We start from the raw sequence: 11,527 nt of genomic DNA, 5'->3' as shown, positions 1-11,527 counted from the left end.
CCTCGAGCCTCGGCCCGGAAGGCCTTCGTGCGACAAGACGCCGCCGAGTTGCGGGTCTCGAGTCATCAGTCGAAGTGCTCGCGTATGCCGTCCGGGCCGTCCGGGCCGTCCGGGCCGCCGACGGACGACCATTGGTCGACCGGACGCCGCGACACGCCGCGACGACGCGCCTAGTCCGCCGTTTTGGCCCACCAACGGTCGTCGGTCGGCGGCGCGTGGACCTGCCCGGTGAGGCCGCTCCGGACGAGCGCGGCTGGTGGCCGCAGTGGTCGCAGGAATGTGTCGGGGATCGGTCACATCGGCCTGACGTGCGCCTCCTCGCCCGTGCGTTCCTCGATGTCCCGCTCCGCCTCCCCGACGAGCTGGTCCGCCAGGTGACGCAACGCGCGGGCGACGGCGATCTCGTCCCCGATCCGACGCGACGCCGCGTCGTCAGAGGAGCGGTGGCTCGTCCCCTTGGCACTGAGGCGGTCCGGGGGGTCGGCGACGAGCACGACGGTGGCGCTCGTGTCGTCCCCGGACTCGAGCAACGAGACACGGACCTGCCACTCGCGCAGGTGGAGGGTCTGCGAGCGTTCCTCGGGACCCGTCGGCGCCGGGGCCGGCTCGGGTGTCGCGGCCTTCTCGTCACCGGGCACGCCGAGGTGGAGCACCGATCCCGGCCCCGGGTAGATCAGGCCGGTGTGGCCGTCCGCCCACCGCACCACGAAGGGCGGACCCCCGTCGGCTCCGCGGACCTCGAGCACCTCCCCGTCACGGGTGGGCTCGTCGATGTGCTCCGCCGCAAGGACGATGCGGTCTCCGACATGTGCTCTCACGTTGGCCTCCTCGACCGGTCTCAGATCAGGACAGCACCGGTCGGGGGCGCGCACTCAGGGCCGAAGGGCTCCGAGTCGCAGACCGGTCGGACCCTGTCACGGGACCTTGGGCCCTTGTGCCCGTGACCGATGTGGGTCTGGGATCGGGACAGGTCGTGCGCCCGCCCGGCCGACGACCCGAGGGAGGCGCCATGAGCACCATGCAGGCGTGGGTCGTCGATGAGCCGGGACCGCTGCGCAGGCACCCGCTCGTCCGGACCGAGCTGCCCATCCCGCAGCCCGGCCCGGGCGAGGTCCTGGTCCACGTCCGGGCCTGTGGGGTGTGCCGCACCGACCTGCACGTCGTCACGGGAGACCTGGCGCGGCACCGGCACCACCTCGTGCCCGGCCACGAGGTGGTGGGCGAGGTCGCCCTCCTCGGCGACGGAGCCCATCGTTTCGTGCCGGGGGACCGGGTGGGTGTCGCGTGGTTGCGGGCCACGTGCGGCTCGTGTCGGTGGTGCCGTTCGGGACGCGAGAACCTCTGCGCCGCCTCGCGCTACACCGGATGGGATGCCGACGGCGGCTACGCGGAGTATGCCGTGGCGCCTGAGGCGTACACCTACCGGGTCCCGGCCTCGTTCGAGGACGTCGAGGCGGCGCCGCTGCTCTGCGCCGGCATCATCGGCTACCGGTCGCTGCGACGGGCTGAGCTGCCACCCGGTGGTCGGCTCGGCATCTACGGCTTCGGCGCGAGCGCCCACCTGACGGCGCAGGTCGCCGTAGCCCAGGGCGCCGAGGTGCACGTGCTGACGCGTGGCGCCGAGGCTCGCGCCCTGGCTGCGGAGCTCGGAGCGGCCTCGGTCGGCGGTCCGCACGACTCGCCCCCGGTGCCTCTCGACGCGGCCATCCTCTTCGCGCCGGTCGGCGAGCTGGTTCCGGTCGCTCTCGAGGCCTTGGGTCCCGGGGGGACCCTCGCCGTGGCCGGCATCCACCTCAGCGACGTCCCGGTGCTCGACTACCAGCGCCACCTCTTCCGGGAGCGGTCGCTGCGCAGTGTCACGAGCAACACCAGGCACGACGGCGAGGAGTTCCTGCTGCTGGCCGAGCGGCTGGGCCTTCGGGTCGCCACGACGGCGGTGCCGATGGACGAGGCGGACCGCGCGCTGGTCGACCTCGAGGCGGGGCGCGTCCGCGGCGCCGCGGTGCTCGTGCCGACGCCCGGCGGTTGAACCGCACCGGTCGACGGCCTCCCAGCCCGCCGCTGGGGCACCATCCGGTGGGAGCACGCCGGATGGTGCCGGCTCAGCGGCCGCTCAGCGGACTCTCGGCGTTACCCCTCATCGCGTGTCCGACGTCGATGGCGAGGCCCCGGCGAGGAGCACGGCCTGACGGCCGGCCTCGAGCCGCACGACCGGGATGCGCGGGGGCGAGCAGGACAGGTAGTCCAGGCCCGTGCGGGCGAAGAACCCGATCGACGCCGGGTCCCCGGCGTGCTCCCCGCACGCCCCGAGCCCCAGCCCGGGTCGGGCGCGGCGACCGTCACGCGCGGCCAGCTCGACGAGGGCGCCCACACCGGCCTCGTCGAGGGTCTTGAAGGGGTCGGTCGCGAGGATCCCCGCCTCGCGGTAGGCCGCGAGGAAGTTGGCCTCGGCGTCGTCGCGCGACATGCCCCAGCTCGTCTGGGTCAGGTCGTTCGTGCCGAACGAGAAGAAGTCGGCGTGCTCGGCGAGGGCTGCCGCCGTCAGCGCCGCGCGCGGCAGCTCCACCATGACGCCGATCGGCAGGTGCAGCGAGGTGTCGTGGGCGCTGGCGACGTCGGCCACGATCCCCTCCATCCGTTCGCGCGCCGCCGTCAGCTCGGCGACGTCGGCGACGAGGGGGACCATGAGCTCGGGCCGCACGTCGTGGCCGCCGGCCCGCAACGTGATGGTGGCCTCAACCAGGGCTCGCACCTGCGCGTCGATGATCTGCGGCAGCACGGTGAGCAGCCGCACGCCACGCAGGCCGAGCATCGGGTTCGACTCGTGCCACCGGCGGGTCGTCGACAGCCGTCGCTCGAGGGCCGCGTCGAGGGTGCCCCGCTCGTCGGCGAGGGCCGCAGCGACCGACAGCTCGACGAGGTCGGGGAGGAACTCGTGCATGGGCGGGTCGAGCAGCCGCACCACCACCGGCAGGCCCTCCATCGCCTCGAGGAGCGCGGTGAACTCGGTCAGCGCGAGCGCCTCGATCTCGGCGAGGGCGCCTTCTCGGTCGTCGTCGGTGACGAGACGCTCGACGAGCACCCGTCGGGCACCGAGGAGCATGTGCTCGGTGCGGCACAGCCCGATGCCCTCGGCGCCGAAACACCTTGCTGCTCGGGCCTCCTCGGGGGTCTCGGCGTTCGCCATGACGCCGAGCTGGCGCCTCAGGTCGGCGTGGCTGAGGAGGGTCAGCACGGCCCGGACCGTCCGGTCGGGGCTGTGCGAGACGCCTTGGCTGATGGCTGTCGACACCGGGCTGGGCTCGATGTCGCGCTGGCCGGCATACACCTCGCCGGTGGTGCCGTCGACGGACACCACGGTGCCCTCGGGCAGGCTGACCCCGCCCGGGAGGGTGGCCATCCGGGCGACGGGGTCGACGAGCAGACCCTCGACCCCGGTGACGCACGTGCGCCCGAGGCCGCGGGCCACGACGGCCGCGTGCGAGGTGAGCCCGCCACGGGAGGTGATCACGGCACGCGCGGCGAGGAGGCCACCGAAGTCGTCGGGGCTCGTCTCGGGACGGGCCAGCACGACCTGGCGGCCGAGCGCCGTCCACGCCATCGCCGTGGCCGAGTCGAACACGAGCTGGCCGTATGCCGCGCCGGGGCTCGCCGCGAGGCCGTGCGCGAGCGGCGTCAGTCCCTCCTCGGTCGTGAAGGTCGGGTGCAGCAGGGTCTGCAGCTGGGTCCCGTCGACGCGGGTCAGGGCCTCGTCGAGGTCGATGACCCCCTCGTCGACGAGCTCGACGGCGATGCGGAAGGCCGCTGCCGGGCTCCGTTTGCCGAGGCGGGTCTGCAGGATCCACAGTCGCCCCCGCTCGACGGTGAACTCGACGTCGCAGAGGTCGCGGTAGTGCTGCTCGAGGGTGCGCAGGTGCACGCTCAGCTCCTCGTGCAGGGCTGGCTCGCGGCGCCCGAGCTCGGACAGGTCCATGGGGCTCCGGCTCCCACTCACGACGTCCTCGCCCTGGGCGTCGGGAAGGTAGTCACCGAAGACGCCGGGCGCGCCGCTGACCGGGTCCCGGGTGAAGCACACGCCGCTCCCCGAGCGGTCGCCACGGTTGCCGAAGACCATCTGCACGACGTTGACCGCCGTGCCCAGGTCGTCCGGGATGCCCTCGTGGGCCCGGTAGAGGCGCGCCCGCTCGCCGTTCCACGACGCGAAGACGGCAACGACCGCGCGGCGCAGCTGCTGGCGTGGGTCCTGCGGGAGGTCCTCGCCGGTGCGCTCCTGGACGATCCGCCGGAAGACGCCGGTCAGCCGTTCGAGTGCGGTGGCGTCGAGCTCGGCATCGGTGGCGGCCCCGGTCTCCTGGCGCAACCGCGTCAGCTGCTCGTCGAAGAGGGTGCCGTCGACACCGAGGACGGTGCGCCCGTACATCTGCACCAGCCGGCGGTAGCTGTCCCAGGCGAACCGGTCCTCACCGCGGGAGACGAGAGCAGCCGCCACCGAGTCGGTCATCCCGACGTCGAGGACCGTCTCCATCATCCCCGGCATCGAGAACCGGGCTCCCGACCGCACCGACACGAGCAGCGGCGCGGCCGGGTCTCCGAAGCGCAGGCCGGAGCGGTGCTCGAGGTCGACCATCGCCGCCTCGATCTGCTCCCACAGGCCGTCGGGCTCGCCGCCCCCCGCCAGCCACGCGCGGCACGCCTCGGTCGTGATGATGAACCCCTGGGGCACGGGCAGGCCGAGCCGCGACATCTCCGCCAGTCCGGCGCCCTTGCCGCCCAACAGTCCTGCCATCGTCCGGTCGCCCTCGTGCAGCTCCAGCACGAGGGGTCGCCGTGCGGTGCGCTCCGGTGTCGTGGTCATCGCTCCTCCAGGGCTCGCGGCGGGCCGTGAGCGCGGGCGCGCCGCAGCCTGTCCCTCGAGCGTGCGGCGGAAGGCGACGCGCGCGACAGGGGCTTTGGTCCCGTGCGCGGGGTCTGCTGGGGCGGCGCGGTGGAGCTAGCGGCGACCGGTAGCCTTGTCGATGGCCTTCTGGGTCGCCTTCTCCGCCTTGGTCTTCGCCCGGTCGAGCTTCTTCGCGGCCTTCTTGTCGGTCGGGTCCACCTGGTCGTCCTCGAGCGCCTTGGGCAGGTGGCCGGTGGAGCGTCGGTAGTACGTCGCCGCACCGCGCTCGGCGGCGACCCGGGCGGCGGCGACGGCCATCGAGGAGAGGGCCGTGAAGAGGATGACGTCCCGGGTGCGCTCACGCTCGAAGTCGCCCTTGACGGGCACGTTGCGGCCGGTCGCGAGCTTCCAGCCCTTCTGCGTGGCGTCGGTCGCGAGCTTGGTCGCGATGATCGTCGTCCCCACGCTGAGGAGCTTCCAGACCGGACCGCCGACCGGGGTGTGCTGCGTCTTGTCGACCTTCGCGGATGCCTTGTCCGAGGCCTTCGCGAGAGCCTTCTTCGTGTCCTTGGAAGCCATGGCTTGACTGTACCCACGCTGCCGCTGGCACTCACGAGTAGAGTCACCTCCACAACTGAAGAGCACCACCACCCATCACGACAGGGGAGCGCAACACGCGCTGAGAGTGCGGCAGCCCGAAGGCAGAGCCGCAGACCCTCGAACCTGCTCCGGTTAGCACCGGCGAAGGAAGTCGGTATTTCTCAGGCCACCGCACGGCATACGTCATCGACGTGTCCGTCCGGCTGGCTTCCCCCAGGTATCCACTTGTCATCACTGGAACCCGGGAGACACACCATGTCCAGAACCACCAGCGCCACCATCACCGCGAGCGGGCCGCTGACCCGCTGGCGCACCATCGACCTGCTCACCTGCGCCTTCCTCGGCGTCGCCTTCGGCGTCGCGTACTGGGCGTGGGGCCTCGTCTACGCCGTCCCGTCGAACGCGGTCTCGGCGGCCTTCCCGCCGCTCGGCGCCCTCTTCAACTGGCCGTGGCTCGTGGCCGGCATCGTCGGCATGCTCATCATCCGCCGTCCCGGCGCGGCCGTCTTCACCGAACTGCTCGCCGCCATCGTCTCGGCGCTCATCGGCACCCAGTGGGGTCTGGCCACGCTCGTGTCCGGCCTCGTCCAGGGCCTCGGCGTGGAGCTCGGCTTCGCCGCCTTCGGGTATGCCGTGTACCGCTGGGCGCCGCTGCTGCTCGGCGGGTTCCTCGGCGGTGCCTTCGAGGCCGTCTACGAGTGGTACTCCTACTGGACCGACTGGGGCTGGGGCTACAAGATCGCCTACCTCCTCCTGCTCGGTGCGTCGGTGGCGGTCCTCGGCTCGCTCCTCGCCGTCGGCCTGACGCGGCTGCTCGCCGCGGCGGGTGCGCTGAACCCGTTCCCGCCGGGCCAAGAGGTCCGTGAGCAGCGCGCCGTCTGACCGCTGCGCGGTGGACACCCCGGTGACGACGCGGGCAGAGGAACGTGGCCGAGGCCAGGCCCGGGCGACCGGCGGCGTCGAGGTGCGCGTCCGGGACCTGACGTGGCGACCCTTCGGTCGCTCGCGTCCGGTCCTCGACGGCCTCGACCTCACCATCGCGCCCGGCGAGCGCGTGCTGCTCGCCGGGCCGAGCGGGTCCGGCAAGTCGACCCTCCTGCGGGCCGTCGCCGGCCTGCTGCTCACGGCCGACGCCGGCCAACTGTCGGGCACCGTGGCGGTGGGCGGTCAGGCGCCACAGGACGTTCCGGGCTCGGTCGGCCTCGTCCTGCAGGATCCCGGCGCCGGTGTCGTGGCCTCGAGCATCGGTCGGGACGTCGCCTTCGGCCTGGAGAACGTCTCCCTGCCCCGCGATGAGATGCCGCGGCGCGTCGAGTCCGCGCTGCGCGAGGTGGGCCTGACCATGTCCCCCGACAGCTCGCCGGCGACGCTGAGCGGCGGCGAGTCCCAACGGCTCGCGCTGGCCGGTGCCCTCGTCCTGGAGCCGTCGGTGCTGCTGCTCGACGAGCCGACGGCGATGCTCGACGCCGCCACCGCTGCCGACGTGCGGGCTGTCGTGGCCGACGTCGTCGCGGGGCGCGCCCTCACGCTCGTCGTCGTCGAGCACCGCCTCGACGGGTGGCTCGACCACATCGACCGACTCGTCGTTCTCGATGCGTCGGGCTCGGTCGTCGCGGACGGCGAACCTCGCCGTGTCCTGGCCGAGCACGGGGAATCGCTTGCGGCTCAGGGCATCTGGGTCCCCGGCGTCCCTGATCCCGAGCCCTTCGAGCTGGTTCTCGACCCCGCGCCGGATGCTGCGGCCGGGCGGGTGCCGCAGGGCCGCCTCGTCGCGGCGGCTTCCGGCGTCCGGGTCGAGCACCACAGCCGGCGGCTCGGCCAGCGCTCGCGCACGACGCTGGCCGTCGACGGCTCCGACCTCGAGGCGCGGGCCGGCCGCTCGGTCGCCCTCGTCGGACCGAGCGGCGCCGGCAAGTCCTCGCTCATGTCGGCGCTCGGCGGACTGACGACCCCGGCACGGGGGGCCGTGGACGTCGCGCTGCCGCTCACGCCGGCCGAGGCGGGGGGCCGAGCCGACGCGCGCGACCGGCTCACGCCCCCGCACGAGTGGTCCTCGCCCGACCTCGCGCGCGTCGTGGCCTGGGTGCCGCAGCGTGCTGCCACCGCTCTCGTCGGTCGCACCGTGCGTGACGACGTCCTGACGACGCCGCTCGCCCTCGGCCAGGACCCCGCCGTCGCCGGTCGCCGGGCCGACGCCCTCCTCGCCGCGCTGGGGCTCGCCCACCTCTCCGACGCCGACCCGCGCCAGCTCTCCGGTGGCGAGCAGCGGCGCCTGGCGATGGCCTCCGCCGTCGCGCACGGCCCGGCGCTCGTGCTCGCCGACGAGCCCACGGTCGGGCAGGACCGACTGACGTGGGCGGCCGTCTCGGGCGTCCTGGTCGCGGCCCGTGACGAGGGTGCGGCGGTCGTCGTCACGACCCATGACCCGGGCGTCGTCGACGACGCCGACCGCGTCGTCCACCTCCTGGCACCCGCCCAGCCGGCACCCGACCCGGAGCCGGAGCGCCGGCCGCTGCTGGCCCGGGTCGGCCCGCTCGCGCTGCTCGCGTCGGCGCTCTGCGTCCTGCCCCTGCCCGCGCTGCTCGATACGTGGCGCCAGGGCCTGGCCGTCCTCGCCGTCGAGCTGGTGCTCGGCATCGTGGGCCACCTCGCCCCCGGCCCCGGTCGCCCTCCCGAGGGGCGCATCCGCGGGGTCCTGGCCCGACTCGCGCCGGCCACGCTCGCCGTCGTCGGCGTCGCATGGTCCGCGTGGCTCCTCGGCGGTCGTGACCTCGAGGTCGCCTCGGGTGCCGCGCTGCGCGTGCTCTGTCTGCTCGTGCCCTCCGCCTTCGTCGTCGGCTTCCTCGACCCCGAGGCTCTCGGCGACCACCTCGCGCAGCGACTCCGGCTCCCGGCGCGGCCCGTCGTGGCGGCGACGGCCGCCCTGCAGCGGCTCCAGTCGTTCGACACCCTGTGGGGCGAGCTCATGACGACGCGCCGGGTGCGCGGCATCCGGGCCGACCGGGGCCCGCTGGCCCGGGGCCGGGAAGCGGTCGTCGTCACGGGCAGCCTGCTCGTCGGTGCGCTCGCCCAGGCGTCGACGCTGGCACTGGCGATGGATGCGCGCGGTTTCGCCGAGGCGCGGCGGCGCACGTGGGCGGGCGCGGCACCGTGGCGCCTGCCCGACACCCTGGCCCTCGGAGCCGGTCTTCTCGTCATCGCGGCGGCGGTCGCGGCCCGGCTGCTGCTGCCCTGAGTGCCTCGCGGGGCACAATGGGCGGCGCACACCTCCCGACAGGAAGGGGCCGCACGTGCCCATGCCCCGCCGACCCCGCCCAGCCACCCGCGGACGCCGCGGCGCACGGGCGTATGCCGTGCCGACCGTCGCGCTGGGCCTCTCCACCGCCCTCGTCCTCGCCGTGGCCGGATGCGGGCAGCCGACGCCGCCGCCCGACGACGCCGTGGCTCCGACGGTGAGCGTGCCCCTGCAGCCGACGATCCTGCCCGTCACCCCGAGCGACGACGCGCCCGACCCGGCCGCCACGACCGGGCCGAGCGACGGCAGCCTCTTCGACGCGGCGTCGAGCCTCACCGACACGAGCTGTCGGGCCACCGGCGAGTCGTGGAGCTTCACCGGGACGCTCACGAACTCCGACTCCCAGGAGCACACGTTCACCGTGGCGGTCTTCCTCGTGAAGACGTCCGACGGGTCCGACGTGGCCAGCAAGGAGGTCGACGTCAAGCTCGCGGCCGGTGCCGCGACACCGGTGTCCGTCAAGAACTTCCACACCGGTCCGAGCACGGGCGTCGAGTGCCTGAGCGGCGTCACGGTGAAGGGTCTCTGAGGTGCGGCTCTTCCTCGTGCGGCACGGGCAGACCCACGCCAACGTCGCCCGCCAGCTCGACACCGCCGTGCCGGGCCTCGACCTCACCGACGAGGGTCGGGCGCAGGCCCGGGCGCTCGCGGACCGGCTCGGGACCGAGGACCTCGGGGCGATCTACACCTCCGACCTCGTGCGCACCCAGCAGACCGCGGCCCCGCTCGCCGAGATGCTGGGCCTCGAGATGGTCGTGCTGCCGGGCCTGCGCGAGATCCAGGCCGGTAACTACGAGATGTCGACCGACTGGCAGCCCTACATCGACGCCGTGGTGCGCTGGCGCGACGACCCGGAGCACACGATCCCGGGCGGCGACAGCGGCGCCCGCTTCCTCGCGCGCTACGACGAGGCGATCGCACGGATCGCCTCCGACGGGCACGAGTCGGCCGTCGCCGTGAGCCACGGTGCGGCGATGCGGGTCTGGTGCTCGGTGTCGCTCGGGCTGGACGCCGACTTCTTCGACGGTCGGCGCCTCGACAACGCCCACGTCGTCACGATGGAGGGCGGGCCCGCGACCGGGTGGCGCCTGCTCGCGTGGGGTGACGAACCGGTCATCCATGGCTGAGCGCCGGTCCGTCGGCGCGTCGACCCGTGTGTCGCAGGCACGCTGGGCCGGCTGCCTGGCCGGGGTCGTCCTCGCCGCCGCCTCGTGGGGCTCGGGGGCGCTGCCGCGTCCCAACCGCCACGTGCTGTGGCCGGGGGTGGCGTCGTGGTCGGGGAGCGGCGGTTCCCCGCTGCTCGCCACCGTGTCGGTGCTCGCGATGGCGGTGCTCGTCCTCGCGTGGTGGCGCCTGCGCGACGCCGAGGTCTCGGTGCGGTGGTGGTGGGTGACGATCGCGCTGTGGTTCGCCCCGCTCGTCGCCGCCATGCCCCTCTACAGCCGCGACCTCTACTCGTATGCCGCCCAGGGCCTGCTCTGGGACCAGGGGCTCAGCCCCTACGACCACGTGGTCCGTGAGCTCGACTCGCCGTGGCGGGGGTCGACGGCTCCGACGTGGCTCGACAGCTCGACGCCCTACGGCCCCGTGTGGCTGCTGCTGGCCCGGACGGTCGCCTCGGTCTCCGGCGAGCTGTGGGTCGCCCTCCTGCTCCTTCGGCTGCTCGCCGTCGTCGGCGTGGTCGTCCTAGCGTGGGCCGTGCCCGACGTGGCCCGCCGGCTCGGCTGGTCGCCCGAGCGGGCCATCTGGCTGGGGGTCGCGGTGCCGCTCGTCGGCGCCCACTTCGTCGGGGGAGCGCACAACGACGCGCTCATGGTCGGCGCGGTCCTCGGCGGTCTCGCGCTGGCCCTGCGCGGGCGGTTCGCCGTCGCGTGCGTCATCGTCGCGCTCGGAGCCATGGTCAAGGTCACCGCCGTCATCGCCCTGCCGTTCGTCGCGATCCTCTGGGCACGCCACGCCATGTCGGCACGGGCGTCGGGGACGGAGGGCACGGCATACGTCCGTTGGGGTGAGGTGGTGCGGGCCGGGGCGCTGACGGCTGTCTGCGCGGGCGTGCCGATGGTGCTCGGCGGGGTGGTGACGGGGCTCGGCTTCTCCTGGCTCAACCCGACGGCGACCCCGGGCAAGAACGAGCAGTGGACGTCGCTGCCCACCGCGATCGGTATCGCCGTCGGGGCGGTCGGGCACCTCCTCGGCCACGACGAGTGGCGCGAGAGCGGCATCGCGACCGCCCGGGCCGTCGCCCTGGTCGTCCTCGCGCTGTTGCTGGTGCTCATCTGGCTCGCGGCGCTCAAGCCAGCTGACACCGGCGGCCTCGTGGACGGGGCTGCGGCGGCCGAGGCGCGCCAGCGGCCGGTGCGTGGCATCGCGTGGGCCATGCTCGCCGTCGTCGTGCTCGCCCCCGTCTTCCTCGGGTGGTACTACCTGTGGGCGCTCCCGCTCTTCGCCGTCTCGCTCGGGGCTCTCTGGCAGAAGCGCCTCGAGCTGCCCCTCGCCCTCGTCGCCACCGTCGCGTGCTTCGCGACCCTGCCGGAGGGCTACAGCCTCGGCCTGACGACGACGGTCGTCGGGGTTCCGATCGCCCTCGTCGTCCTCGTCCTGCTGCTGCGACGCGGGCTGCGCACCGCCCGTCGCACCGACTGGCGGCACCTGCTCGACCTCGACCGGCCCCTCGTGCCGCCGCGGTGACCCGGTCACGGAACGGCGACAGTTGACCGTGCCGTCCTGCCGCGCCCGGTTCGGTGTCCCACACTGTC

The 11,527-nt window shown here is 73.9% G+C and carries 9 protein-coding genes and 1 riboswitch; of the genes, 6 read left to right on the top strand and 3 right to left on the bottom strand.

The annotated features are described in order from the left end of the window. Positions 1-293: 293 nt before the first annotated feature. On the bottom strand, positions 294-818 hold the full coding sequence (locus AC1DIW_RS07875; RefSeq protein ID WP_442277371.1) for a DUF1918 domain-containing protein: 525 nt from the start codon (positions 816-818) through the stop codon (positions 294-296). Positions 819-1,009: 191 nt separating this feature from the next. On the opposite strand from AC1DIW_RS07875, the gene AC1DIW_RS07870 reads away from it, so the two are divergent. Then, complete coding sequence (locus tag AC1DIW_RS07870) at positions 1,010-2,029, top strand: zinc-dependent alcohol dehydrogenase family protein (RefSeq protein WP_478107186.1); 1,020 nt, start codon at positions 1,010-1,012, stop codon at positions 2,027-2,029. Positions 2,030-2,137: 108 nt separating this feature from the next. Here AC1DIW_RS07870 and ppdK read toward each other — a convergent pair whose 3' ends face one another. Together ppdK and AC1DIW_RS07860 are read right to left on the bottom strand one after the other, a co-directional pair. Next, positions 2,138-4,855, bottom strand: coding sequence for a pyruvate, phosphate dikinase (gene ppdK, locus AC1DIW_RS07865; protein WP_478107184.1), 2,718 nt, complete (start codon positions 4,853-4,855; stop codon positions 2,138-2,140). A 135-nt stretch (positions 4,856-4,990) separates the two neighbouring features. Further along, a complete protein-coding gene (locus AC1DIW_RS07860; protein WP_478107183.1) occupies positions 4,991-5,455 on the bottom strand; it encodes a DUF4235 domain-containing protein in 465 nt (154 codons plus the stop codon). Positions 5,456-5,527: 72 nt separating this feature from the next. After that, positions 5,528-5,643: riboswitch (TPP riboswitch) on the top strand. Positions 5,644-5,731: 88 nt separating this feature from the next. Between AC1DIW_RS07860 and AC1DIW_RS07855 the strand changes: the two genes are divergently transcribed. The 5 genes from AC1DIW_RS07855 to mptB are packed head-to-tail and all read left to right on the top strand — an operon-like array spanning position 5,732 to position 11,459. Continuing rightward, complete coding sequence (locus AC1DIW_RS07855; RefSeq protein WP_442277367.1) at positions 5,732-6,358, top strand: ECF transporter S component; 627 nt, start codon at positions 5,732-5,734, stop codon at positions 6,356-6,358. Between the two features lie 22 nt (positions 6,359-6,380). Further along, positions 6,381-8,711: an ATP-binding cassette domain-containing protein gene (locus tag AC1DIW_RS07850; protein WP_478107181.1), complete on the top strand. Its 2,331-nt coding sequence runs from the start codon at positions 6,381-6,383 to the stop codon at positions 8,709-8,711. Positions 8,712-8,766: 55 nt separating this feature from the next. Further along, a complete protein-coding gene (locus AC1DIW_RS07845; protein ID WP_478107179.1) occupies positions 8,767-9,300 on the top strand; it encodes a hypothetical protein in 534 nt (177 codons plus the stop codon). A 1-nt stretch (position 9,301) separates the two neighbouring features. After that, the gene (locus AC1DIW_RS07840; RefSeq protein ID WP_442277364.1) at positions 9,302-9,898 is read left to right on the top strand and encodes a histidine phosphatase family protein; all 597 of its coding nucleotides are present in this window, start codon (positions 9,302-9,304) and stop codon (positions 9,896-9,898) included. Next, positions 9,891-11,459, top strand: coding sequence for a polyprenol phosphomannose-dependent alpha 1,6 mannosyltransferase MptB (gene mptB / locus AC1DIW_RS07835; protein ID WP_478107177.1), 1,569 nt, complete (start codon positions 9,891-9,893; stop codon positions 11,457-11,459). The genes AC1DIW_RS07840 and mptB overlap by 8 nt, the downstream gene beginning before the upstream one ends. The last annotated feature ends 68 nt before the right edge of the window (positions 11,460-11,527 follow it).

The sequence above is a fragment of the Terrabacter sp. 01T434 genome (genome assembly GCF_056398545.1).
The sequence above is the reverse complement of the archived record's forward strand: the minus strand, read 5'-3'. Positions and strand labels throughout refer to the sequence as shown.